The organism is Sphingobium estronivorans (genome assembly GCF_008692605.1).
GTDB classification, from domain to species: Bacteria; Pseudomonadota; Alphaproteobacteria; order Sphingomonadales; family Sphingomonadaceae; genus Sphingobium; species Sphingobium estronivorans.
Window position 1 is genome coordinate 18,658 of the sequence record NZ_LFCT01000031.1, and the last position, 21,787, is coordinate 40,444.

The following is a 21,787-nucleotide window of genomic DNA, read 5'->3' on the forward strand; positions in this document are numbered from 1 at the left end:
CAGCTTGGGGGTTCAGCTTTCGGGTCAGGCGAACAGCAGCGCGTGGATCGGGTTCTTCGGGTCCAGCAGCATCTTGGCGGTCAGCGCCAGCGACATGACGATGAGCAGCGGCCGGATCAACCGGCTGCCGAAGCGCATGGCGAGGCGCGACCCGATCTGCCCGCCGGTGATGCTTCCGACCGCCATGGCGAGGCCGACGATCCAGATCACATGCCCGCCCACGATCATGATGAGCAGCCCGGCGAGGTTGCTGGCGAAATTGGCCGCCTTGGTCTGCGCCGTGGCCCGGACCAGGCCGAGGCCGCCCAAAGCGACGAAGATCGTGGTGTAGAATGCACCCGCGCCCGGCCCGAAAAAGCCGTCATAAAAGCCGATGACGCCGATCAGCAGGCTGAGCGCGGCCATGCCGACCCGCTGGTGCCGGTCCATTTCGCTGACCTTGGGCGAGAAGGTGAAATAGGCGGCCAGCGCGATCAGCAGCGCGGGCATCAGCCCCGCCAGGATCGACGGATCGACCCGCTGGATCAGCCAGGCCCCGCCCGCCGATCCGGCAAAGGCAGCGATTACCGGCCAGCGATAGGCCTTCAGATCCATATGCCCCGCCCGCGCATAGGCGATGCAGGCGCCGAAGGTGCCGAGCGAGGATTGCAGCTTGTTGGTCGCCACCGCGGGGACGGGCGGAATGCCGGCGGCGAGCAAAGCGGGCAGGGCGATCAGCCCGCCGCCACCCGCCATCGCGTCGATGCACCCCGCCATCAGCGCGGCGGCCATCAGGAAGACGATGGTTTCAGGAGACGGGATCATGGGCTCCTCAAACGAATGAAGCGCGCAAAATCGTCAATAGGCCCGCGCTATCGCAAATTCCACCGCTTCGGTCAGCGACGCCTTGGCCTTGCCATTGTCGAACATGCCGAGTGCATCGATCGCGCGCTGGCCATAATGCCGCGCCCGCGCCAGCGTGTCGTCGATCGCGCCGGTCTGACGCAACAGGGCGGTCGCGTGCGCAAGGTCCTCATCGCTCACCCGATTGCCGGCCATGGCGGCCTTCCAGAAGGCACGATCCTCGTCGGCCCCCCGCGCATAGGCCAGGATCACCGGCAGCGTCACCTTGCCGTCGCGGAAATCGTCGCCCGCATCCTTGCCCATGGTGGCGCCGTCCGATTCATAGTCGATGGCGTCGTCGATCAGCTGGAAGGCGATGCCGAGATTGCGGCCATAGACGTCGAGCGCCTGCTCCTCCGCCTCGTCACGGTCCGCCACCACGGCGGAAATCCGGCAGGCCGCCGCGAACAGGGCGGCCGTCTTGGCACCGATGATGTCGAGATATTGTTCTTCGCTGGTGTCGATCTTGCGCTGGGCGGTGAGCTGGTTGACCTCACCCTCCGCGATCACGGCGGACGCGTTGGAGAGGATCTTCAGAACCTTCAGCGATTCCGCCTCGACCATCAGCTCGAAGGAGCGCGAGAAAAGGAAATCGCCCACCAGCACGCTGGCACTGTTGCCCCAGATGATGTTCGCGGTCTTGCGGCCCCGGCGCAGGCCCGACCCGTCGACCACATCGTCATGCAGCAGCGTCGCGGTGTGGATGAATTCGACGGCGGCGGCCAGCTTGTAATGGCGCGACCCGGCATAGCCGACCAGATCGGCGCAGGCCAGCGTCAGCATCGGCCGCATCCGCTTGCCGCCGCCCGCGATCAGATGACCGGCCAGTTCGGGAATCAGCGGAATGCGCGACTGCATCCGGTCCAGGATGACGGCATTCACCTGGTTCATGCCCTCGGCGACCAACGCCATCATGGGAGCGAGCGAAGGCGCGCTGTTGGCGCGGCCGATGGGATGGATATTGCCGGTGGCGGGTGCAGTCATGACAAGCGCCATGTGGCGGGGCAAAATGCTAAAGGCAAGCGGGAATAGCTTGCGCGGGCGCCCGGAAGCGGCAAAAAGCGCGCGTTATTTGATTGACGCATCGCTCGGGCGGAAAACCTGTACCCACTTTTTCTAGCGATGCTCTGCCGGAGGACGACAGTGGACGAGACTTTGAAGCGCTATCGCGAGAGCATCGACAATATCGACGCGGCGCTGGTCTTCATGCTGGCCGAGCGGTTCAAGATCACCCAGGCCGTGGGCGAGTATAAGGCGACGCACGACCTGCCGCCCGCCGATCCGGGACGGGAGGAGCGCCAGATCGCGCGCCTGCGCCAATTGGCCACCGATGCCAATCTGGACCCCGACTTCACCGAAAAATTCCTGCGCTTCATCATCGACGAAGTGATCCGCCACCATGAGCGGCTGCGCGAGCAACAGGGCTGAGATTGATGGATTGAGGTCGCATCGCTTTCACGATGCCTAGGCCGGCTCGGCGATTTCCCGACTGCGCGCGGGTCGGGTGGAGCGGCCCAGCATCACCCCGCCCAGCGCCAGCGCGAAGCCGAGCATCTGCACCGATCCCAGCCGCTCCCCGAACAACAGCCACGCCTCTATCGCCGCCAGCGGCGGGACCGTCAGCAACAGCATCGACATGCGCGTCGGCCCCTGATGCCGGACCAGCCAGACCAGCAGCGACAGCCCGGCGGCGGACAGCCCCAGCACCGCCCAGCCAAGGCCGATCCACAGCATCGGGCTGCCGTCCCAGCGATAGTCCCCGACCAGCAGCGTCGCCGCCAGCGCCACCAGCGCGCCGCCCGCATTCTGCACCGCGCCTGAAATCGCGATCCCGTCCCCGGCAATCTCGCCCCGCTGGATCAGAGTTCCGCCCGCCATGCCCAGCACGGCGACCATGCCGGCCAGTGCCGGCCAGATGGTGATCGATCCCGCGCCCGACCGCTCGATGGCGGGGAGGAGCACGCAGCCGGCCCCGACAATCGCGATGGCCAGGCCGCCCCAGGCACGCCCCGCCAGCCGGTCGCCCAGAAAGGCGACGCTGCCCACCGCCACCATCAGCGGCTGAAGCGCACCCAGCAGCGCCATGATCCCGGCGGGCATGCCGTTGTTCAGCGCCCACCAGCTCAGCGTCAGGTAGATGCCGTGCAGCATCGCGCCCGCCGCCAGATGCAGCCCCAGCCGACGCCCGCGCGGCAGAGCCTGTCGCGCGTAGAGCGCCGCGCCGAAGAGCAGCAGCGTGGACAGCGTCAGGCGAATGGCGAGAATGAGTTCGGGCGCGGCGTGAGGAACCATGGCCCGCGCGACGATGAAACCGGTAGACCAGATCAGGACGAAGAAAATGGAAGCAAGGACGGCAATCATGCCTGCGCCTTTGGCCTATCGGCGCGGGCCTGTCGAGTTGTGATTTAAAACTATTCCCGCCCGGCCCGGATTGCCGCCCCGCCGGCAAAGGGCGTGATCGCGACCAGCAGCAGCGATGCCGCGCCCAGGAATTTGAACGCCGCCCCGCTGCCGTCGCCCAAAGTCCCGGCGCCAAAGATCAGCAACGGCACCGCCAGCGGCAGGGCCAAAAGGCCCGACAGCGCGCCGCTCGACCGCAGCCCCGCCGTCAGCGTCGCCACCAGCAACCCCAGCGCCGCCAGCGCAGGCGTCCCGATCAGCAGGCCCAGCTCCAGCAGGGCGATGGTCGCGCCGTCCAGCTTCAGCAGCGCAGCGGCGGGCAAGGTCGCGATCATCAGTGCCGGGCCGAAACCCAGCCAATGCGCGATCAACCGGGCGAGGACCACCATCTCCTCCCCGATGTCGCGCAGCGCGATCTGGTCCAGAACGCCTCTCTCCCGGTCGGGCGCGACCAGCCGGTCCACCGGCAACAGGCTGGCGAGCAGCGCCGCGATCCACAACATCCCCCCGCCGGTCCGTCGCAGCAGCGCCGCATCGGGTCCGACCGCGAAGGGATAGAGGCTTGCCACCAGCAACAGGAAGGCGACCGGCAGCCACAGTCCCGCCGACTGCCAGGCCTGCCGCAAGTCCCGTGCGGCGAGCGTCAGGAGGACGGTCATTCTCCCTCCTCCGCCGCGACATGGTCCTGCATGGCCATCACCACCGGCGTCACCAGCGGCAGCGGCTGGTGCGACGCCGCGACGACGATCCCGCCCCTGGCCAGATGCCCCGCCACCGCATCGCCCAGCAGGCCCAGCGCGGCATCGTCCAGCCCATTGCCCGGTTCGTCCAGCAGCCAGATCGGCGCGCCCGACGCAATCACCCGCGCCAGCGCCGCCCGCTTGCGTTGCCCGGTGGAGAGCATGCGCACCGGCACCTGCGCCAGCGGCTCCAGCGCCATCGCCTCCAGCGCCGCGTCCAATGCCTGTGCCGTCGCTCTGTCCAGTCGCGCCCAGAAATCCAGCGCGGCGCGAAGCGGCTGTTCCATGTCCAGCGCCAGCCGTTCATCGGTCAGCGCGACCCGCCCATGCCGTTCCACCATGCCCGCCGAGGCACGCAGCAGCCCCGCGCAAATGCGTATCAGGCTGGACTTGCCGATGCCATTGGGGCCTTTGAGCAAAGCGCTGCCGCCCGGTTCCATCGCCAGATCGACGCCCCGGAACAACAGCCGCCCGCCGCGCACGCAAGCGACGCCCGACAGGCGCAATCCCACCCGGCTCATAGGGTGACCATGTCCTCCAGAACATGCATGTCGAGGTCGGAGAGGCCGAAATGATGGCCGATCTCATGCACCACCACATGGGTGATGAGCATGTCGAGCGGCACGCCGGTTTCCACCCATTCGTCCAGCAGCGGGCGGCGGAACAGGTGAATGGTCGGCGGCAGGTCGCCGGTCTGCGCCGCTTCCCCGACGGGACGCCCGGTATAGAGGCCGGTGAGGCCGAAGGGATCGTCTATCTCCATCTCCTTCAACACCTGCCGGTCGGCGAATTCCTCGACGAACAGCACGACATTGGCAAGATACGCCCGGAAGGGTTCAGGCAGGCGCGCCAGGGCGCTCAGCGCCAGGCTTTCAATATCCTCGCGACTGGGCGCAAAACGGGGAGGTTGACCGGCATCGTCCATGGAGGAGACATAAAGCATGTTCCGAATCGTCTGGAAACAGCCGAAGATCGGGAAAATGCGTTAACGGCTCGCAGGAGCGGAGAGGACGACAAGTGATCGCGAAACTGGATGAGGAAGAACGGGCGCTGGCGTTGCGGAATCTGCCCGAATGGACGCCGGTGCAGGAGCCGGAGGGCATTCGCCGGCTGTTCACTTTCAAGGATTTCGTGGGCGCCTTCGGTTTCATGACCAAGGTCGCGCTGCTCGCGGAAAAGGCGGACCATCATCCCGAATGGTCGAACGTCTATAACCGCGTCGACGTCACGCTCACCACCCATGACGCGGGGGGGCTGTCGCGTCGCGACATCGACCTTGCCGCGCAGATCGACGCCTTATTGTGACGCATTCCCCTCGATCCGGTCCTCATAGCCGCTGAGCGCGGCCATGACGGCCGGATCCTGGGCATAGCGGTCGCGCAGCCGGGCCAGGCGCGCGTCGGCGCCGGTGCACAGTTCCACGATATTTTCCTGGAGGAAGGCGCGCCGCTCCATATCATAGGCTTCCTCCCCCCGGAAATGGTCGCAACTGTCGCGGTCGACCATGTAGCGGGTCACTTCCTCGGGGAAAGGCCGGGGGTCGGCGGCGCCGGCGGACGGCGGCAGATCTGGGACATAGGCGGGCGGCGGGATGTTGACGACCGACGGCTTGATCGGCGGGATCGCCGGATGACCGGTCATCGCCACCCGCGGCGCCTCCGGGCCCCTGGGGGCGGGCGGGCGCTTGGTGGTCACGGTGGGATCGAGATCGGGCAGAATGCGCGTGGGCCGCGTATCGGGACCCGGCGCCCCATTCCCCATCGGCCCATTCATCGTCACCCCATCCGCCGTCACCCTGTCCACTGGCGCGGCGGCACGGGTCCGTTCCTGTCCGCTGGCGTCGGCATGGCCGGTGGAGGTGGGCGAGCAACCGGCGGCCAGCGCCAGCATCATCGTCGGAAACAGCTTCTTCCCCGCGTTCACCCGATCTCCTTCCGCAAGCCGGCGATCAGGTCCGCGGCATGTTTCAGCCGCGTCTCTTCCTCATCGAGGATCGCCATGAAAGCGGTCCGCCTATAGTCGCGCACCGTTTCCTGCGAAAGACGGTTTGCCGCGGGCAATGCCGAAATCACGATATCCAGCAGCCGCTCCACGCCATGGAGCCGCCCCCACAGATAGTCATTTTCCCGATAGGCGCGGCTGAAAAAGGCCCCGAAATTATTGAATTCAATGCCTTTCAGCGTCGCTTCCGCGCCGCCCGACCGGATCGCGCTGCAATCTTCGGGCGAGATGCGGTCGACCTTGATCGGGTCATATTCGTCCATGGCGTGGCCCTGGAGCAACGGCAGGGTCGCGATGTCGTAGAAGGGAAAGCCGAGATAGGCGAGCAGCATCGTCCGCCGCTCCGCCCTGGGCAGCGCGGCCATCGCATCGGCCAGCATCATGTCCGCCGCCTCGTCCCGCTCGCGCAGGCCGCGCAGCTGCGCCACCGCCGCCAGCGCGGCGCCCGGATCATTGGGCACCTCCCGCGCCGCCGCCCGGATTTCCCCATTGTAGAAGTCGGTGCCTTCGCATTCGGTATAATGGGACATGGCGGCATAGATGGCGTCGTGCATCTTCAGGATGACCGCCTCGTCGGTGTTTGCCTCCACCTCCAGCGTCTCCGCCAGCCGCCGCGCCAGGAAGCGCAGGCGGCGGATGCGGAAAGCCAGGTCATGCTGGCGGAAGAAGGCGACCGGCGCGGAATCGCGCCCGACATCCTCAGTCAGCCGGTCCGCACCGATGGCGCGAACATGACCCCAGAGCGCCTGACGGTAGCTTTCGCGCATCAGCGGGCTTTCCTCCGCGCCGAGGCGGAAGAGCAGGGCGGCCAGATCCTCGACAATGCCGGAAAGCTTGAGATGGCCATAAGCCGGGAAGGCGAAGCCGGCGGAATTGGCGGCGCGCTGCTGCGCCTTGCCGCGCCAGGCCGAGAGCCGCGCCGGGGTCGGCCGGTCGAGGAACAGCATGCCGCCGATGGTGCTTTCCACCTCCGCCTCGATGCCGGGGCGCAACGCGGTCAGGATGCGCGCCATCCGCCGGATGCGCCCGCTATGCCGGTCGATCGCATCCAAATTGTCGCGGATCGGCTGTTCGCGCGGAATGTCGCTCAAGGCGCCGAAGATGGTGCGGAAAAAGCCGGGCAACGGCGCTTGCTCGCCCGTCGTCGGCACGGCCTCGCCCTGGCGGTTGAGCTGGATGGAGCGATGACCGGGCTTGGGATCGATATAGACGAAGCGCCGGTCGACCTCCCGCCGCGAGGGACGGTTCTTGAGCGCGCCGATGGCCTGCGCGAAGGGCGCGTTGGCCAGCACCGATCCGTCGATCAGCACGGCATCCTCGGCCCGGCCCTGCGCCGTATGGCGGGGCAGGGCGCGGGCCAGGAACGTCTCCCGCGACGGCCAGGCGCGATGGCGGCGCTTCAGCACGCGGTCCAGTTCGCGCACGGTGAAGGGCGGGAAGGCGCCGGGAAAGCTGGCCGTCGCGCGCGCGGCGAACACCAGCTCGGCGGGATCGGCGAAATCGCGGCCCTGCCCATGGCTCTTCGGGCCCCGCGCGCGGAAGCCGATGGAGAGGCGATGTTCCGTTTCCACCACCTGCGGCGGGCTGTTGAGGTTGAGGCTTTGCGGATGCCCTTCGAAATCGGTGACGGTGACGAACAGGTCCAGCGGGTGGCCGGCGGGCAGCAGCGCGGGACCGCGCCCGGTCGCCGCCATCGCGTCGAAGGCGTCCAGGATCATGGCGGTGAAGACCTCCCCGCCAAAGGGCGGCTCGAACCAGCGGGACCGGATGAAGTGGGACAGCTTGTGCCGCACCTCCTCCCGCGTGTCGGGGGCGACGGTGCGCTCCACCGTGTCGCCGGGATGCCGCGCCGCCATCCAGACGAGCGGCGTCGCCCAGAATTTGGTGATCCGTCGCGTCGGCCGCGCATCGGGGTCGAGCAGCTTTTCGACATCGGCATTGTCCAGCCACATGTCGGTCAGCGGATCGAGCGATTGGCCCGTCTCGATCGCCTGCGCCAGGAAGATGCCGTTGATGCCGCCCGCGCTCGCGCCCGCAATGATGTCGGGCATGACGCGCAGCCGGATGCCGCTTTCCTTTTCCAGTTCCTCCAGCAGCCGGCGATAAATGGCCTCGCTGCTGTTACCCGATGGCTCGCCGTCGTGAAACGCCCGGCTGGCGCGGGCCAGATGCCAGATTTCCTTGGTGATGCCGTGCATGTAGACGGCCAGGCTGATCCCGCCATAGCAGACCAGTGCGAGCCTGAGTTCCCGCTCTTTCATAGGCTTGAGAGTTGCAGAGCCGGATGCGCTTGTCGAGGGCCGGAAGGATTTGTCGGGAGCGTCAGGATAGTTTGAACTCCGCCCAGATCGGAAGATGGTCCGACGCCCGCCGCGCCGCCGCGCTTTCATGGACACCGCTGGCGATCAGCTTCAACTGCCCGCAATGCATGATCCGGTCGAGCTGCGCCACGGGCCGCCGCGCATGGAAGGACCGCCCGCATGGCGCGAAGCTGAAATGCCGCGCGAAATCGGCCAGGCATCCCCGCCCGGCGCTCCATTCGTTGAGGTCGCCCATCAGCACGGTCGGCATCGTGTCGCGCAGCCCCGCCGCATGGATCACCGCCGCCGCCTGCTTGCGCCGCCACAGGCCCGACAGGTCGAGATGCATGCCGAAGATCCGCAGGCCCGTCTTGCCCCCCTTGTCCGGCAGCCTCACCTCCGCCATCGTCGCGCCGCGCGGCTCCAGGCAAGGCAAGTGCAGCACGTCATGCGCGCCGACCTCCGCCTCCTTGCGCACCAGTATCGCATTGCCGTGCCAGCCCATGGAATCGACATGCACGTTGAGCGGCACCGGCTTGTAGGGGCTGAGCGATTCGAGCAACCAGGGTGGCAGCGCCGCCGAACGCACGCCGAAGCGCCGGTCCGCCTCCTGAAGCGCGATCACATCGGCATCGACCTCGTTCAGCACGTCGATCACCCGTTCCGGCACCCGGCGGCGATCGGTGCCAATGGCCTTGCGGATATTGTAGCTGGCGACACGAATGGATTTCATACCGAAACAATGCGCCACTCCGCGCAGGGTTTCCATGGGAAGATGCAAAGAGGATTTGTGTTCCGCATATGTTCTGATATACGTGCGCCATGGCAAAGGCAAAGCGCAAATTCGTCTGTCAGCAATGCGGCACCGTTTCCGGCCGGTGGCAGGGCCAATGCGACGATTGCGGCGAATGGAACAGCATCGTCGAGGAAGCGGCGGAGACGGTCTTTTCGGCCCGCCATGACCTTCACACCGGCGGTCGCGCGCTGAAGCTGGTGGGACTGGACGACAAGGTCGAACTGCCGCCGCGCACCACCACCGGCATTGCCGAATTCGACCGCGCGCTGGGCGGCGGCATCGTGCCGGGTTCCGCCACGCTGATCGGCGGCGACCCCGGCATCGGCAAGTCGACGCTTCTGTTGCAGGCGGCCGCCCGCATTGCGTCGGCCGGGCATAGCGTGGCCTATATCAGCGGGGAGGAGGCGTCGGATCAGGTGCGACTGCGCGCCCAGCGATTGGGGCTGGGCAATGCGCCGGTGCAACTCGCCAGCGCCACCTCCGTCCGCGACATATTGACGACGCTGGGGGAAGGGACGCCGCCCGCGCTGCTCATCATCGATTCGATCCAGACCATGCACAGCGACCTGATCGAAGGCGCGCCGGGCACGGTCAGCCAGGTGCGCGCGTCGAGCCAGGAATTGATCCGCTTCGCCAAGCAGCGCGGCACGGCGCTGATCCTCGTCGGCCATGTCACCAAGGACGGCAGTATCGCGGGCCCCCGCGTGCTGGAGCATATGGTCGACACGGTGCTGAGCTTCGAGGGCGAGCGCAGCCATCAATATCGCATCCTGCGTGCGATCAAGAACCGCTTCGGCGGCACCGACGAGATCGGCGTCTTCGCCATGGTTGCGGAGGGGCTGGAGGAAGTCGCCAACCCTTCCGCCCTGTTCCTGACCCATCGCGACGAGAATGTGACGGGCGCCACCGTCTTTCCTGCGCTGGAAGGCACGCGTCCGGTGCTGGTCGAGATCCAGGCGCTGGTCGTCCGCCTTTCCAGCGGTGCGACCCCCCGCCGCGCCGTGGTCGGATGGGACAGCGGGCGTCTCGCCATGGTCCTTGCCGTGCTGGAGGCGCGTTGCGGCCTCAGCTTCTCGACCTGCGAAGTCTATCTGAACGTCGCGGGCGGTTATCGCCTGTCCGACCCCGCCGCCGACCTGGCCGTCGCTGCCGCCTTGATGTCGGCGCTGTCGGAGCGTCCGGTTCCGTCCGATGTGGTCCTCTTCGGGGAAATCGCGCTGTCGGGCGAACTGCGTCCCGTCGCCCATTCGCCGCTGCGACTGAGGGAGGCGGCCAAGCTGGGTTTCAGCCGCGCCTTCGTCCCCGCCGCCGTCGCCGATGGGGTGAAGGGCATTTCGGTCAGCGGCTATCGCGCGCTGGCGCAACTGGTTGACCAGATGCTTGGTCGCGGATAGCCAGCAACGCGATGAACGCGATCGATATTCTCGTCCTGCTGCTGATCGGCGGCTGCTCGATCTTCGGCCTGTTGCGCGGCTTTGTGCAGGAAACCCTGTCGCTGATCGCCTGGGTTCTCGGTATTTTCGCGATCCGCCTTTTCCATGCCTCGGCCACCGAAAGGCTGGATTCCTTCGTTGGCACCACCAGCGGCGCGGCGGTCCTTGCCTTCATCTTGGTGTTCGGTGTCACGTTCGGCGCGGGCAAGCTGCTCGCCCATGCCATAGGCCGCCGTACGCGACAGTCGGTCCTTGGCCCGGTCGACCGGGTGCTCGGCGCGGGGTTCGGCGCGGTCAAGGGGCTGATTGGCGCGACCCTGATATTCCTGGCGTTCAGCCTCGTCTACGACACGGTCTACGGCGGCGGCAGCCGTCGCCCGGACTGGCTTTCCGACGCGCGCACCTACCCATTGCTCAATGCCAGTGGTCAGGCGATCAGCGAATTCGTGGCGGAACGCCGGGCGCACAAGCCTTCCGCAAACTGACAGGCCTGAAACCGACAGGCGTGGGGTTGGCGTTAGGCGGCTGTCTAACCCCTACAACCACCCCTTCGCCCGATACGCCTCGACTGTCGCCTTCAGCCCGTCCTCCGTCGTCACCTTCGGCACCCAGAGCTTCTTGGGCGGCTGCTTGCGCTTCTGCACCACCCAGTCGGGATGGCAGAAATAGCTCACCCGATCGAGCGTCAGCTTGGCATTCCTGCCGCGCACCATCCGGTCCAGCCGCGCCCCCATGCCCAGCATCCATTCGGGCGTCGAGAAGGTCCGCACCGGTCGCCCGACCGCGCGGGCAATGGCTTGCGCGAATTCCAGATGATCCCAGCCGCCCGGCGTGCCGTCATCGACTTCATAGACATGGGTCAGGCTCTTCATGTCCTTTTCGACCGCGAGCGTCAGGAACAGACGCGCCAGATCGCTCACTTCGATCAGAGATAGTCGCCCAGCCGGCGGCATCAGCATGATGCCGCGCTTGGCCATGCGGAACAACTCCAGCATCTCGCGGTCGCCCGGCCCATAGATTGCGGGCGGCCGCACGATGGTCCAATCGAGGCCACTGGCCTTCACATGCCGCTCAGCCAGTTCCTTCGACCAGCCATAGTCCGACAGTTCCGGCTCCCGCGCAGAGAGGGAGGACACGTGGATCAGCCGCTTCACGCCGCGCTGCCGCATGGCGTCGACCACCGCCATGGTCCCGCGCGCATTGCCGGTCTCGAAGCCTTCGCGGTCCGGCGCGTTCACCACGCCCGCGATATGGATCACCACATCGGCGTCGCGCACCAGCGTGTTGATCGCCGCCCGGTCCTCCAGCGCGCCCGGCACCCATTTCAGATGCGCGCGGGGCGGCTGCGCCCGGCGGGTGATGGCGGTGACATGATGCCCCGCCGCCAGAACCTGATTCAGCGTCTCGGCGCCGACGAATCCCGTCGCGCCCGTCATCGCAATGCGCAGGTTCATGGCCTCAGACCATCGCCATATGATCGCGGTGGACCAGCACGGAGCGGGGGAGGTGCCCCAGTAGCGCCGCGATATCCTCGCTGCGCTTGCCCGCGATCCGCGCGGCTTCCGCGCTGTCATATTCGATCAGGCCCCGCGCGATGACCCGGCCATCCTCGGCCAAGATGTCGACCACGTCGCCGCGTGCGAAAATGCCTTCCACGCGCGCCACGCCGGCCGGCAGCAGGCTGTTGCCGCGTCCCAACGCCGCCTCGGCGCCGGCATCGACCACGATCCGCCCGCGCACCGTCAGCCGCCCGGCGAGCCAGCCCTTGCGCGCGCCTTTGGCCTGCGCCGCAAGGAAGATCGACCCCTTGCCGCCCTCCGCCCAATGCGACAGCGGCGAATCCACCTTGCCGGAGATGATCGCCAGATGCGCCCCGGCGCCGGTCGCAATGCGCGCCGCCTCGATCTTGGAGGTCATGCCCCCCGATCCCATGCCCGAAGCGGAGCCGCTGTCCGCCATCCCGGCAATGCGCGCATCGATGCGCTCGATTGTCTCAATCAGCATGGCATTCGCATCGACATGCGGATTGGCGGTGTAAAGCCCGTCGACGTCCGACAGCAGCACAACTGCGTCAGCCCGTGCCGCCTGTCCGATGCGCGCCGCCAGCCGGTCATTGTCGCCGAAGCGGATCTCGGCCGTGGCGACGCTGTCATTCTCATTGACCACCGGCACGACGTCCAGCGTCATCAGCCGCTCCAGCGTGGCCGACGCATTCAGATAGCGCCGCCGATGTTCCAGATCGTCCAGCGTCACCAGCATCTGCGCGGCGGTGATGCCGTTTTCATGCAGCAGGTTCGCCCAGCATTGCGACAGCGCGATCTGCCCCGTCGCCGCCGCCGCCTGCGCGTCCTCCAGGGAGCCGCGTCCGCCCTTGGGCAGTTTCAGCCGCCGCGCGCCCAGGGCGATGGCGCCGGAGGACACGATGATGATCTGCTGTCCGGCCGCCTTGCGCGCGGCGACATCGGCGACCAGCGTGCGCAACCAGGCCTCGCGCACCTGGCCCTGCGGATCGACCAGCAGCGCGGAGCCGATCTTGATGACCAGGCGGCGGATTTGAGCGGGAGGGAAGCCGGAGAGGGGAGCGGTCATTTACCTTTTCCTCCCCTCCCTTTGAAGGAGGGGTCGGGGGGAGGGTGCGAACGAAGCGAGCTTGGGATGCCGGGTCAGATCGGCGACCACGGCGCCTCGCTTTCCTCGCCTCCATCCTTATCGTCATCCTCACCGCTCGTCGGCTGATCCAGCAACGGCAGCACCGCATCCATCAACCTGGGCACGCCTTCGCCCGTGGCGCCGGAAATGATGAACACATCCTCCACCCCAGCCTCATCGCGAAGCTGTTCGGCAATGTCCTCCATCAATTCCTGCCCCAGCAGGTCGCCCTTGTTGAGCGCCACGATCTGCGGCTTTTCGTCCAAGCCGCCGCCATAAGCCGACAGTTCATCCTGCACGATGCGGAACTGTTCGACCGGATCGTCCCCGGTCGCGTCGATCAGGTGCAGCAGCACTCGACACCGCTCGATATGCCCCAGGAAGCGATCGCCAATGCCCGCGCCCTCGGCCGCGCCCTCGATCAGCCCCGGAATGTCAGCCAGCACGAACTCCCGCTCGCGATGCAGCACCACGCCAAGCTGCGGCTTGGTGGTGGTGAAGGCATAGGCGCCGACCTTCGCCTTGGTATTGGTGACCTGGTTGATGAAGGTCGACTTGCCCGCATTGGGCATGCCCACAAGGCCCACATCGGCCAGCAGCTTCAGCCGCAGCCACACCCACATTTCCTGCCCCGGCCAGCCCGTGCCATGCTGGCGCGGGGCGCGGTTGGTGCTGGTCTTGTAGGACAGGTTGCCGCGCCCGCCGTCGCCGCCGCGCAGCAGCATGAGCCGCTGCCCCACTTCGGTGAAATCGGCCAGCAGCTCCTGCTCGAACTCCATGGTGCCGTCTTCGTCCTCCGTGCCCTCTATGGGCGTGGGATCGGACAGGATCTGCGTCCCCACCGGCACCTTGACGACCAGGTCCTCGCCACCCGCGCCATAGCGGTTCTTGCCCATGCCCGGCATGCCGCGCTGCGCCTTGAAATGCTGGGTGTAGCGGAAGTCGATCAGGGTGTTCAGCCCCGCGACCGCCTCGAATATGATGTCGCCGCCCTTGCCGCCGTTGCCGCCGTCAGGACCGCCATATTCGACATATTTTTCGCGCCGGAAACTGACCGCGCCAGGACCGCCCCAGCCGGACTTGATGTAAATCTTTGCTTGATCCAGAAAATGCATGGCGCGCCCATAGCCGCTTATGCGACAAAATTAAACCACGCGTGCCGCAAAAGCCGCCGCTTCTTCCATCATCGTCGAAATCAGGTGCCGCGTGGCCAGGTGCCGAACCTTTTCACGCGGCCATTCCGGCGCCCAGACCCTTTCTCCAGCCGCTTGACCGGCGCGCGGGCGCACAGCCATATTTGCCCATGACCCAAGCCCCGATATTGCAAACGGACCGCCTGATCCTGCGTCCCCACCGGGCAGAGGATTTTCCCGCCTGCCGCCTGTTATGGAACGATCCCGCCGTCGTCCGCCACATTGGCGGGCAACCGCAGGACGGGCAGGCCACATGGTTTCGCATCCTGCGCTATGCGGGCATGTGGTCGCTGCTGGGCTATGGCATGTGGGCGCTGGAGGACCGGGCCAGCGGCGCATTGCTGGGCGAAGCGGGGTTGCTCAGCGCCGCGCGGGGCATCGCCGAACTGGAGGATGTGCCCGAAGCGGGCTGGGTTCTGGCGCCGACGGGCTGGGGCAGGGGACTCGCCACCGAAGCGATGCGGTCGGTCCTGCATTGGGCCGACCGTCATCTCGACGCGCCGGTGACGCGCTGCATCATCCAATCCGATCATGCCGCGTCCATCCGCGTCGCCACAAAATCAGGCTTCACCCATTTCGCCGACCGGATGCTGGGCGCCGCGCCGATTCGACTTTTTGAGCGTGTCCGGGCGACCGGGGCCGAAGGCGGCATTGACGTGCCGCCTTCGGCGTTCCGGGATCATGCCGCCAGCGCCGGCAGCGAATCCCCGTAAAGGTCGATCGACATGTCGGCCATCGCGCGGGCGTCCGCGCCCTCTTCGGAAACGCCTTCCTCGAAGATCAGGCAATCCGCCGCAGCGCCCCGGCCCATGCTGAAGCGGCTTTCGATTCGCCCGGTGTCGCGGAAGCCGATCTTGCGCAGGACATTGCCCGATGCCGGATTGTCCGCGAAATGGAGGGCCCGGACATCGCGGACGCCCGCCGCCCGCGCCATCTGCATGACGGCGCGCGCCGCTTCGGTCGCGAATCCCAGCCCCCAATAGGGGCGCGCGATCCAATAGCCCAGTTCCGGCGCGCCATCCGCCGCCAGATGAATGCCGCAGCCGCCCACCAGCCGAGGCGGGCCCTTGGTGCGGGTGAAGGCCAGCAGACGCGGCAGGCGCGCATCCTGCGGCAGGGCCAGAAAGGCTTCGGCATCGGCCAGGCCATAGACGGCGGGGGCGCGCGTCAGATTGCGCAGGACCGACGCGTCGCCGATCGCCTCGGCCAGCGCGGGCGCATCTTCCATCCAGCCGGGCCGCAGCAACAGGCGAGGGGTACGGGCAAACATTCAAACATCTCCTGATTTCCGGCGCGCCAATGGCCGCAAAAAGTTACGGCTTGACGACGCTTGGCTCTGGCTGGGCCCCGCCGCCTCGACGCGTGAGCGGGGCAGGGGTTCCAAAGCCCTGAGGGAAAATGTGGGGAGACGCCGACGAATAGAAAAAGGGGCGCTCCCGGATGGGGCGCCCCTTGTTTCCCTCGAACACCGGCGGAGTGACTAAAAGCCGTTCCGCCAGGAGGATCGCCCCGATTGCGAGGGACGATCCGTCATCGATCGTCCGTTATTCGGCTGCTTCGGCCATGGCGTCGACCGATACATATTTGCGGCCGAGCTTGCCGGTGTGGAATACCACGCGGCCTTCACCGAGCGCGAACAGCGTGTGGTCCTTGCCCATGCCGACGTTCCGGCCCGGGTAGACGCGCGTGCCGCGCTGGCGAATGATGATGTTGCCGCCGATCACTTCCTGACCGCCGAACTTCTTCACGCCAAGGCGCTTCGATTCCGAATCGCGACCGTTACGCGACGAACCGCCAGCTTTCTTATGTGCCATGACCTAAACTCCTTGTTTCAGCTGCGCTCAGGCGATCGACACGATCTTGAGGATCGTGTGATTCTGGCGGTGGCCGTTCTTGCGGCGGTAATTGTGACGACGGCGCTTCTTGAAGACGATGACCTTCTCGCCCTTCGCCTGCGCGACGATTTCAGCGGCAACGGTCAGCTTGGCTGCGTCCTTCACGTCGCTGCCTTCGCCGGCGAACAGGACGTCATCCAGAGTCACCTTGTCACCAGCCTCACCGGCCAGCTTCTCGACGACGATCTTGTCTCCGGCGGCGACGCGATACTGCTTGCCGCCCGTGCGCACGATTGCGAACATGGCTCTTCTCTTCTCGTTCAAATCTGCTTTACGCAGATCGACGAGGACATAAAGACCTTCCGACCCGCGCGGGAATGTGGCCCGCTACTGGAATGACTCGCTTCTGTCAACCGGCAACACCGGCATTCGGGGCTGGTTTTTAGCCGGGTCACTCCCTATCTGTGTCGCGGAAGGGATAATGTCACGCATGAGGCCAGCGCCATACAGGAATGACGTCGGGCAGGCCCGGCTGTTCTTCATCCTGTCCCTGTGGCTGTCGCTCGGCGTGGCGCTGCTCAGTGCCCTGGCGCCCCTGGGGCCACCTTCGAGCCGATTGATGGGTTCGGCGTTCAACCCCGCGACGACCAGCGTCGTGCTGAAGGCGCGCGGCCAGGCGAATCCGATTGTGATCCGGGTGATCGAGCCGGATGGCGATGGGCGGGCGCCCACCCTGGCGCCCGCCGCGATCCGGCCGCCGGCCATGGCGGTGCTGTTGCCGGCTGTCCTCGTGTTCCAGCGCGTCCGCCGCATCCCGTCTTTCCATTCCCTGCCGTCCTTTCACCTTCTTTCCCTCGCGCGCGCCCGCGCGCCGCCCGCTTTTTTCTGACGCATCGCTTTCAGGCGGACCCTCCGGTCCCCCGTCAGGAAAAAGGAGCCTCCCATGACCCGCAGAAGATCGGGACGCGGCGACCGCCGTCCGCCCCGTTGGTTCATGCCCGCCGTCATGGCGGGCCTCGGCATTGCCGGGGCGCTGCTGTCGGTGGCGATGCTTACGGTCGCTGAATAATGTAATACGCTGCTGGCGGAGGACAGGCTCCCCGCCCGCGGCCAGGGAAAGACAGTCTATGCCCCACCACACGCCCCTGATCGGAACGATCGTAGCGGGCCTTGTCGTTGCCTTCATCATGGGCGCCATCGCCCATCGCCTGAAATTGTCGCCGCTGGTCGGCTATCTGGTCGCCGGCATCATCGTCGGCCCTTTCACCCCGGGATTCGTCGCCAATGCCGGGCTGGCCAATGAGCTGGCGGAAATCGGCGTCATCTTGCTGATGTTCGGCGTCGGCCTCCATTTCTCGCTGCGCGATCTGCTGTCGGTCCGCCATATCGCGGTGCCCGGCGCCATCGGTCAGATCGCCGTGGCGACGCTGATGGGCATGGGCCTGGCCCATTATATGGGCTGGCCGTTGATGGGGGGGCTGGTCTTCGGTCTGGCGCTGTCGGTCGCGAGCACGGTGGTCCTGCTGCGCGCGCTGCAGGGTGCGGATCTGGTGGAAACCCGCCGTGGCCGCATCGCGGTCGGCTGGCTGATCGTGGAGGATCTGGTGATGGTCCTGGCGCTGGTGCTGCTTCCCCCCTTGGCCAGTGTCATGAACAACACCGATGCCGCCGGCGGGGCGGGGGCCTTGCTCGCGCCGCTGCTGGGCACCTTGCTGAAGGTCGCGGGCTTCGTCGCCCTGATGCTGGTGGTTGGCCGCCGCGTCATTCCCTGGGCGCTGCACTGGGTCGTGCACAGCGGCTCGCGCGAGCTGTTCCGTCTCGCCGTGCTCGCCATCGCGCTGGGCGTCGCCTTCGGCGCGGCCCTCGCCTTCGACGTCTCCTTCGCGCTGGGAGCCTTCTTCGCAGGCATGATCCTGGGCGAAACGCCGCTCAGCCGCCGGGCGACCGAGGAAACGCTGCCGTTGCGGGACGCCTTCGCGGTGCTCTTCTTCGTTTCGGTCGGCATGCTGTTCGATCCGTCGGTCCTGATCGAACAGCCGTTGCCGCTGCTCGCCACCGTGGCGATCATCATTGTCGGCAAGTCCATCGCCGCCTTCGCCATCGTCCGCGCCTTCGGCCATCCCGGCGACACCGCGTTCACCATCGCGGCGAGCCTGGCGCAGATCGGCGAGTTTTCCTTCATCCTGGCCTCTTTGGGCACGGGCCTGGGCGTCCTGCCCGCCGAAGCGCGCGACCTGATCCTGGCGGGCGCGATCGTGTCCATCCTGCTCAATCCGCTGATCTTTTCGATCGTGGTGCGCGGCCACAAGCCGGAGGAAGAGGAAAAGGCGCCGGAAAAGCCGCTCATGGGCCATGTCATTCTGGTGGGCTATGGGCGGGTCGGCAAGCTGATCGCCACCCGGCTGGCCGAGCGCAATGTCCATTTCGTGCTGATGGAGGGCGATGCCGACCGCGCCGAGGAAGCGGAAGAGGCCGGCTTTTCGGTCGTCCGCGGCAGCGCGCTGGAGGACCGCCACCTCCTCGCCGCCGGCATAAGCGAGGCTCGCCGCCTGCTGATCGCGGTGCCGGAGGGGTATGAAGGGGGCGCGATCCATGACCATGCGCGCCGCCTCAACCCCCATCTCCAGGTCATCGCCCGGGCGCATTCGGATGCCGAGGTCGCGCATCTGGAAGGGCTGGGCGTGCCCCATGTCGTCATGGGCGAACGCGAACTGGCGGCGAAGATGCTGGCGCTCTGCGGCGCGGGATAGATAGGGGAAGGGCCGCTCCATCGGGGAGCGGCCCTTTTTCCTGTCAGCGCGGCTTGCGCGGCCCGCCCCGCTTGGGACCGCCCTTGAAGGGGCGCGGGCTGTGCGCGGGCGGGCGCGGGCCGCGCCCGCCATTGGGGCGGCCCTTGCCGCGCGGACCTTCGCGCCGGTTTTCGCGGGCGGCCTCGCGGGGCGTGCCCTCGACCTGTTCGAAGGCGACTTCCGCGCCTTCGTCGCTCGCTTCCCCGGTGCGCTTCACCGCGCTGATGAAGCGGGAGGCGATGGCGCTGGGAATCTCGAACAGCGTCTCATTGGCGGCGATGCGGATCGCGCCGATGTCCTGCCGCGACACATGGCCGCGACGGCAGATCAGCGGCAGGATCCAGCGCGGATCGGCGTTCTGCCGCCGCCCGATGTCCATGCGGAACCAGACAGTGTCCTCGAACCCCGGACGCGGTCCGTCGCGACGGGGCGGCGCTTCGCTGGCGTCCAGTAGTTCCTCGGGCGCGGGCAGGGCGGCGCGGGCGCTCTTCACCAGCATCGCGGCGATTTCCTTGGCGGACTTCTGTTCCAGCAGCTCGGCGCCCAGCGCCCAGTCCTGCTCGTCCAGTTCGGCCCGCTCCATCAGCTTTTCGCGCAGACGGGCATTATCCTGTTCCTGGATCGCCTCCTTGCTCGGCGGGGTGCCCCATTCGACCGGGATCTTCGCGCCGCGCAGCATGGATTCGACCCGGCGGCGGCGCGGATAGGGCACGATCAGCACGGCCGTTCCCTTCTTGCCCGCGCGCCCGGTGCGGCCGGAACGGTGCTGCATCGTCTCCGCGTCGCGCGGAATTTCGACATGGACGACGAGCGAAAGATTGGGAAGGTCGATGCCGCGCGCCGCCACGTCGGTCGCCACGCACACCCGCGCCCGGCGGTCGCGCAGCGCCTGCAACGCATGGTTGCGCTCATTCTGGCTATGTTCGCCCGACAGCGCCACCGCTGCGAAGCCGCGCTCGGTCAGGCTGGAATGCAGGTGACGCACATTGTCGCGGGTCGCGCAGAACAGGATCGCCGTTTCCGCCTCATGATAGCGCAGCAGGTTGACCACGGCGTTCTCAATGTCGGCAGGGGCAACCGTCACCGCCTGATAGCTGATGTCGCCATGGCCGCGCTCGTCGCTGACGGTGGAGATGCGCAGCGCATCTTTCTGGTAGCGCTTCGCCATCGCCACGATGGGCTTGGGCATGGTGGCGGAGAACAGCAGCGTGCGCCGCTCCTCCGGCGCGCCGTCGAGAATCTCCTCCAGATCCTCGCGGAAGCCCATGTCGAGCATTTCGTCGGCTTCATCGAGCACCACGGTTTTGAGGCCGGACAGGTCGAGCGCGCCCCGTTCCAGATGGTCGCGCAGGCGGCCCGGCGTGCCGACGACGATATGCGCGCCATGGCTGAGCGCTCGGCGTTCCTTGGCCGCGTCCATGCCGCCGACACAGGTCGCGATCCGCGCGCGGGCCTCGCCATAGAGCCATTCCAGCTCGCGGCTGACCTGCAACGCCAGTTCGCGCGTCGGCGCGATGGCGAGCGCCAGCGGGCGGCTGGCGACCGGAAGGCGGCTTTCCTTGCCCAGCAGTTCGCCCGCCATGGCCAGGCCGAAGGCGACGGTCTTGCCCGATCCGGTCTGCGCCGACACGATCAGGTCGCGGCCTTCGGCTTCGGGCTGGGTGACTTCGGCCTGCACCGGGGTCAGATTTTCATAGCCCTTCCGCGTCAGCGCGTCGGAAAGGAGGGGAGGGAGGTGTTCAAAACTCATTCTATCATATCCGTCGGAGTGCGACCCGCCTCTGCCGACGGTATCTTATTCTGTGCCTGGCCCAAGTTTCCAGGCGTCCCATCCGGGTAGCGTCCCATCCCCCTCATCCGTGCGGGCGAAGCTTCGCAAAGCCGCGCTCATTCTTATGAAGTAGCAGAAGGTGGAACGACCCTCGACCTTGCCCTGCAAGGCACCTTGGCATTCTCGCAAAAAGGAGAATGAATTGGGAAAGCCCCATATCACAGGACTGCCCAAAAAAGAAGAAAGCCTCCTTCCCCACGCGGAGGAAGGAGGCTCCCCTTAACTGTTACAGCGTCGGATCAGACCGAAGCGACTTCCGCCACGTCGACCTTCACGCCCGGACCCATCGAGGACGACAGGGCGATCTTGCGGACATATTTGCCCTTCGAACCCGACGGCTTCGCCTTGACGATGGCGTCGACGAACGCGTCGAAATTCTTGCGCAGGTCAGCGGCCGAGAAGCTCGCCTTGCCGAGGCCAGCGTGGATGATGCCGGCCTTTTCGACACGGAATTCGATCTGACCGCCCTTGGCGGCCTTCACGGCTTCGGCGACGTTCGGCGTCACGGTGCCCAGCTTCGGGTTCGGCATCAGACCCTTGGGACCCAGAACCTTACCCAGGCGACCGACCAGACCCATCATGTCGGGGGTGGCGATCACGCGCTGGAAGTCGATGTTGCCGGCCTGGATCGATTCCAGCAGGTCCTCGGCGCCCACGATGTCGGCGCCAGCGGCGGTCGCGGCATCGGCCTTGTCGCCACGGGCGAACACGGCGACGCGGACGTCCTTGCCGGTGCCGGCGGGCAGGGTGACGACGCCACGGACCATCTGGTCGGCGTGACGCGGATCGACGCCCAGGTTGATCGCGATTTCGACGCTTTCGTCGAACTTCGCGGTCGCGTGGGTCTTGATCAGGCCCAGCGCTTCATCGACGCCGTGCAGCTTTTCCTTGTCAACGGCAGCGGCCAGAACCTTGGCCTTCTTCGTCAGCTTTGCCAT

General features: G+C 66.8%; 25 protein-coding genes. 8 read left to right on the forward strand and 17 right to left on the reverse strand.

From position 1 onward, the window contains the following. Positions 1-24: 24 nt before the first annotated feature. Together F7P65_RS19120 and F7P65_RS19125 are read right to left on the reverse strand one after the other, a co-directional pair. Positions 25-804 carry a TSUP family transporter gene (locus F7P65_RS19120; RefSeq protein ID WP_150294628.1) on the reverse strand — a complete coding sequence of 260 codons (780 nt, stop codon included), beginning with the start codon at positions 802-804 and terminating at the stop codon, positions 25-27. Positions 805-837: 33 nt separating this feature from the next. Continuing rightward, positions 838-1,866 carry a polyprenyl synthetase family protein gene (locus tag F7P65_RS19125; RefSeq protein WP_150294630.1) on the reverse strand — a complete coding sequence of 343 codons (1,029 nt, stop codon included), beginning with the start codon at positions 1,864-1,866 and terminating at the stop codon, positions 838-840. Positions 1,867-2,025: 159 nt separating this feature from the next. Between F7P65_RS19125 and F7P65_RS19130 the strand changes: the two genes are divergently transcribed. After that, on the forward strand, positions 2,026-2,310 hold the full coding sequence (locus F7P65_RS19130; protein ID WP_150294632.1) for a chorismate mutase: 285 nt from the start codon (positions 2,026-2,028) through the stop codon (positions 2,308-2,310). 36 nt (positions 2,311-2,346) lie between these two features. Here the strand turns inward: F7P65_RS19130 and F7P65_RS19135 are convergent, their stop codons facing one another. From F7P65_RS19135 to F7P65_RS19150, 4 genes are read right to left on the reverse strand one after another with little or no spacing between them, the layout of a single operon-like run. Then, positions 2,347-3,243, reverse strand: a complete 897-nt coding sequence (locus F7P65_RS19135) for a DMT family transporter (RefSeq protein ID WP_150294634.1) — start codon at positions 3,241-3,243, stop codon at positions 2,347-2,349. Positions 3,244-3,293: 50 nt separating this feature from the next. Beyond that, a complete protein-coding gene (locus tag F7P65_RS19140) occupies positions 3,294-3,941 on the reverse strand; it encodes a heme exporter protein CcmB (RefSeq protein WP_150294636.1) in 648 nt (215 codons plus the stop codon). Beyond that, on the reverse strand, positions 3,938-4,543 hold the full coding sequence (ccmA, locus tag F7P65_RS19145; RefSeq protein ID WP_150294638.1) for a heme ABC exporter ATP-binding protein CcmA: 606 nt from the start codon (positions 4,541-4,543) through the stop codon (positions 3,938-3,940). The genes F7P65_RS19140 and ccmA overlap by 4 nt, the downstream gene beginning before the upstream one ends. Next, positions 4,540-4,965 (reverse strand): metallopeptidase family protein, encoded by a 426-nt coding sequence (locus F7P65_RS19150; protein ID WP_150294640.1) that lies wholly within the window; start codon positions 4,963-4,965, stop codon positions 4,540-4,542. Before F7P65_RS19150 ends, ccmA begins: the two co-directional genes overlap by 4 nt. Positions 4,966-5,039: 74 nt before the next feature. Here F7P65_RS19150 and F7P65_RS19155 point away from each other — a divergent pair, with 74 nt between their 5' ends. Further along, the gene (locus F7P65_RS19155; RefSeq protein WP_150294642.1) at positions 5,040-5,327 is read left to right on the forward strand and encodes a 4a-hydroxytetrahydrobiopterin dehydratase; all 288 of its coding nucleotides are present in this window, start codon (positions 5,040-5,042) and stop codon (positions 5,325-5,327) included. Here F7P65_RS19155 and F7P65_RS19160 read toward each other — a convergent pair. From F7P65_RS19160 to F7P65_RS19170, 3 genes are all read right to left on the reverse strand, one after another. Beyond that, the gene (locus tag F7P65_RS19160) at positions 5,319-5,945 is read right to left on the reverse strand and encodes a hypothetical protein (RefSeq protein ID WP_150294644.1); all 627 of its coding nucleotides are present in this window, start codon (positions 5,943-5,945) and stop codon (positions 5,319-5,321) included. The two genes, F7P65_RS19155 and F7P65_RS19160, sit on opposite strands and share 9 nt — an antisense overlap. Further along, positions 5,942-8,284 (reverse strand): patatin-like protein, encoded by a 2,343-nt coding sequence (locus tag F7P65_RS19165; RefSeq protein ID WP_150294646.1) that lies wholly within the window; start codon positions 8,282-8,284, stop codon positions 5,942-5,944. Before F7P65_RS19165 ends, F7P65_RS19160 begins: the two co-directional genes overlap by 4 nt. Positions 8,285-8,345: 61 nt before the next feature. Next, positions 8,346-9,056 carry an endonuclease/exonuclease/phosphatase family protein gene (locus F7P65_RS19170; RefSeq protein ID WP_205452186.1) on the reverse strand — a complete coding sequence of 237 codons (711 nt, stop codon included), beginning with the start codon at positions 9,054-9,056 and terminating at the stop codon, positions 8,346-8,348. Positions 9,057-9,145: 89 nt separating this feature from the next. Between F7P65_RS19170 and radA the strand changes: the two genes are divergently transcribed. Continuing rightward, positions 9,146-10,513 carry a DNA repair protein RadA gene (radA, locus tag F7P65_RS19175; RefSeq protein WP_150294650.1) on the forward strand — a complete coding sequence of 456 codons (1,368 nt, stop codon included), beginning with the start codon at positions 9,146-9,148 and terminating at the stop codon, positions 10,511-10,513. Between the two features lie 11 nt (positions 10,514-10,524). Next, positions 10,525-11,037 carry a CvpA family protein gene (locus F7P65_RS19180; protein WP_150294652.1) on the forward strand — a complete coding sequence of 171 codons (513 nt, stop codon included), beginning with the start codon at positions 10,525-10,527 and terminating at the stop codon, positions 11,035-11,037. Positions 11,038-11,088: 51 nt separating this feature from the next. On the opposite strand, the gene F7P65_RS19185 is transcribed toward F7P65_RS19180, so the two are convergent. The 3 genes from F7P65_RS19185 to obgE form a co-directional block, all read right to left on the reverse strand. Continuing rightward, entirely contained in the window at positions 11,089-12,006 is a 918-nt protein-coding gene (locus tag F7P65_RS19185; protein ID WP_162854716.1) for an NAD-dependent epimerase/dehydratase family protein, read from the reverse strand. Positions 12,007-12,010: 4 nt separating this feature from the next. Beyond that, positions 12,011-13,141 (reverse strand): glutamate 5-kinase, encoded by a 1,131-nt coding sequence (proB, locus tag F7P65_RS19190; RefSeq protein ID WP_150294654.1) that lies wholly within the window; start codon positions 13,139-13,141, stop codon positions 12,011-12,013. A gap of 74 nt (positions 13,142-13,215) precedes the next feature. Beyond that, on the reverse strand, positions 13,216-14,316 hold the full coding sequence (obgE, locus tag F7P65_RS19195; protein WP_150294656.1) for a GTPase ObgE: 1,101 nt from the start codon (positions 14,314-14,316) through the stop codon (positions 13,216-13,218). Positions 14,317-14,504: 188 nt separating this feature from the next. Between obgE and F7P65_RS19200 the strand changes: the two genes are divergently transcribed. Continuing rightward, entirely contained in the window at positions 14,505-15,107 is a 603-nt protein-coding gene (locus F7P65_RS19200) for a GNAT family N-acetyltransferase (RefSeq protein WP_150294658.1), read from the forward strand. On the opposite strand, the gene F7P65_RS19205 is transcribed toward F7P65_RS19200, so the two are convergent. The 3 genes from F7P65_RS19205 to rplU form a co-directional block, all read right to left on the reverse strand. Continuing rightward, positions 15,074-15,664: a GNAT family N-acetyltransferase gene (locus F7P65_RS19205; RefSeq protein ID WP_150294661.1), complete on the reverse strand. Its 591-nt coding sequence runs from the start codon at positions 15,662-15,664 to the stop codon at positions 15,074-15,076. The genes F7P65_RS19200 and F7P65_RS19205 overlap by 34 nt on opposite strands. A gap of 274 nt (positions 15,665-15,938) precedes the next feature. Beyond that, positions 15,939-16,208: a 50S ribosomal protein L27 gene (rpmA, locus tag F7P65_RS19210; protein WP_007683600.1), complete on the reverse strand. Its 270-nt coding sequence runs from the start codon at positions 16,206-16,208 to the stop codon at positions 15,939-15,941. 27 nt (positions 16,209-16,235) lie between these two features. After that, complete coding sequence (gene rplU / locus F7P65_RS19215) at positions 16,236-16,532, reverse strand: 50S ribosomal protein L21 (protein ID WP_150294663.1); 297 nt, start codon at positions 16,530-16,532, stop codon at positions 16,236-16,238. A gap of 187 nt (positions 16,533-16,719) precedes the next feature. On the opposite strand from rplU, the gene F7P65_RS19220 reads away from it, so the two are divergent. The 3 genes from F7P65_RS19220 to F7P65_RS19225 are packed head-to-tail and all read left to right on the forward strand — an operon-like array spanning position 16,720 to position 18,979. After that, entirely contained in the window at positions 16,720-17,118 is a 399-nt protein-coding gene (locus F7P65_RS19220; protein WP_240334399.1) for a hypothetical protein, read from the forward strand. A gap of 54 nt (positions 17,119-17,172) precedes the next feature. Next, positions 17,173-17,298 (forward strand): hypothetical protein, encoded by a 126-nt coding sequence (locus tag F7P65_RS22520; RefSeq protein WP_275897568.1) that lies wholly within the window; start codon positions 17,173-17,175, stop codon positions 17,296-17,298. 58 nt (positions 17,299-17,356) lie between these two features. Beyond that, positions 17,357-18,979, forward strand: coding sequence for a cation:proton antiporter domain-containing protein (locus F7P65_RS19225; RefSeq protein WP_150294667.1), 1,623 nt, complete (start codon positions 17,357-17,359; stop codon positions 18,977-18,979). A gap of 43 nt (positions 18,980-19,022) precedes the next feature. On the opposite strand, the gene F7P65_RS19230 is transcribed toward F7P65_RS19225, so the two are convergent. Further along, positions 19,023-20,768, reverse strand: coding sequence for a DEAD/DEAH box helicase (locus tag F7P65_RS19230; RefSeq protein WP_150294669.1), 1,746 nt, complete (start codon positions 20,766-20,768; stop codon positions 19,023-19,025). A gap of 320 nt (positions 20,769-21,088) precedes the next feature. Then, positions 21,089-21,787, reverse strand: a complete 699-nt coding sequence (gene rplA, locus F7P65_RS19235) for a 50S ribosomal protein L1 (protein ID WP_150294671.1) — start codon at positions 21,785-21,787, stop codon at positions 21,089-21,091.